Source organism: Streptococcus sp. GMD4S (assembly GCF_000296955.1).
The window spans coordinates 1-1,941 of the sequence record NZ_AJRE01000181.1 but is presented as its reverse complement, the minus strand read 5'-3'; the positions used below and the strand labels follow the sequence as shown (position 1 = coordinate 1,941).

General features: G+C 41.4%; 2 protein-coding genes and 1 pseudogene. All 3 read left to right on the top strand.

Annotated elements, in window-relative coordinates; genetic code table 11:
- Nucleotides 1-194 (top strand): annotated as a pseudogene (locus GMD4S_RS13540) (cystathionine gamma-synthase); the annotation flags it as partial.
- Nucleotides 195-205: 11 nt separating this feature from the next.
- A complete protein-coding gene (gene murC, locus GMD4S_RS08380; RefSeq protein WP_000048102.1) occupies nt 206-1,540 on the top strand; it encodes a UDP-N-acetylmuramate--L-alanine ligase in 1,335 nt (444 codons plus the stop codon).
- A gap of 9 nt (nt 1,541-1,549) precedes the next feature.
- Nucleotides 1,550-1,941, top strand: a 392-nt coding sequence (locus GMD4S_RS08375) for a GNAT family N-acetyltransferase (protein WP_000405312.1), incomplete at its 3' end; no start/stop codon positions are given.

Genomic DNA, 1,941 nt, shown 5'->3' with positions numbered 1-1,941 from the left:
GACAGTCCCACTATATTTTAGCTGAAGAAGCTGGACAAGTAGTGACTCCGACTTTAGAAAATCAAGCTGGAAAAGCTAAAAAGAACAACTATGATTTTCTGAAGAAGAGCCAAATTTATAATAAAAAGAATAAGCAATCAGAACAGGAACGTCAGGTTGCCCAAGAGTTGAACCTGACAAGAATCACTGAATAAGGGAGAAAAACATGTCAAAGACATATCATTTTATTGGAATTAAAGGATCAGGGATGAGTGCCTTGGCCTTGATGTTGCACCAAATGGGACATAAGGTTCAAGGGTCAGATGTTGAAAAGTACTACTTTACACAACGTGGTTTAGAGCAAGCAGGAATTACCATTCTTTCGTTTGATGAAAAGAATTTGCAAGGTGATCTAGAAATTATCGCCGGGAATGCCTTCCGTCCAGATAATAACGTTGAAATCGCCTATGCGGATCAAAATGGTATCAGCTACAAACGTTACCATGAATTCCTAGGTAGCTTTATGCGCGACTTTGTCAGCATGGGAGTGGCAGGAGCTCATGGAAAAACTTCAACAACAGGTATGTTGTCACACGTCTTGTCTCACATCACAGATACCAGCTTCTTGATTGGTGACGGGACAGGTCGCGGCTCAGCAAATGCCAAATATTTTGTCTTTGAATCAGACGAATATGAGCGTCACTTCATGCCTTACCACCCAGAATACTCTATCATCACCAACATTGACTTTGACCATCCAGACTACTTTACAAGTCTAGAGGATGTTTTCAATGCCTTTAACGACTATGCCAAACAAATTACTAAAGGTTTGTTTGTATACGGTGAGGATGCTGAGTTGCGTAAAATCACAGCCAATGCGCCAATCTATTACTATGGTTTTGAAGCTGAGGGCAATGACTTTGTAGCTAGCGATCTTCTTCGTTCTACGACTGGTTCAACATTCACCGTTCATTTCCGTGGTCAAGAGTTGGGTCAATTCCACATTCCAACCTTTGGTCGTCACAATATTATGAATGCGACAGCTGTTATTGGTCTTCTTTACACAGCTGGTTTTGATTTGAACTTGGTCCGTGAACACTTGAAAACCTTTGCAGGTGTTAAGCGTCGTTTCACTGAGAAAATTGTCAATGATACAGTGATTATTGATGACTTTGCCCACCATCCAACAGAAATCATTGCGACCTTGGATGCGGCTCGTCAAAAATACCCAAGCAAGGAAATCGTGGCAATCTTCCAACCACATACTTTTACAAGAACCATTGCCTTGTTGGACGAATTTGCCCATGCTTTGAATCAAGCAGACGCCGTCTACCTAGCGCAAATCTATGGATCAGCTCGTGAGGTGGACCATGGTGATGTCAAAGTAGAAGACTTAGCCAATAAAATTAACAAGAAACACCAGGTTATCACTGTTGAAAATGTTTCTCCACTCCTAGACCATGATAATGCTGTTTACGTCTTTATGGGTGCTGGAGATATCCAAACCTATGAATATTCATTTGAACGTCTCTTGTCTAACTTGACAAGCAATGTCCAATAAGGAAAACAGATGGAAATTCCAATCACTATAAGGCAAGCTACCCTATCAGATTTAGAAGAAATGTTGGCGATTGAAGAAGCCAATCCTTCATCAGAAGAGACACTTAGCCACCAATCCTTAGAAGAGAGTATCCGCAAGACTGCGGGTACCTTTCTTGTAGCTGGGGATGAAAATCAGCTCGTGGGCTATGTTTTGGGAGAAGCTCAGTCTCTTCATCCCAAATGGATAGAAGTAAAATCCTTGACTATTCATCCTGACCATTGGGGACAGGGGCTGGGAACTCTTCTTCTTGCAGCCTTGAAACAGGTGACAGTCGAACTAGATTATCAAGGTATTCTTTTGCAGAGTCCTGATGAACTACTATCATATTTTGAAATGAATGGCTTTGTTGAAGAAGAAGT

Bases quoted from the DNA above. Each gene is read 5' to 3' on its own strand.
- murC (WP_000048102.1), top strand. From the start codon at position 206: ATGTCAAAGACATATCATTTTATTGGAATTAAAGGATCAGGGATGAGT.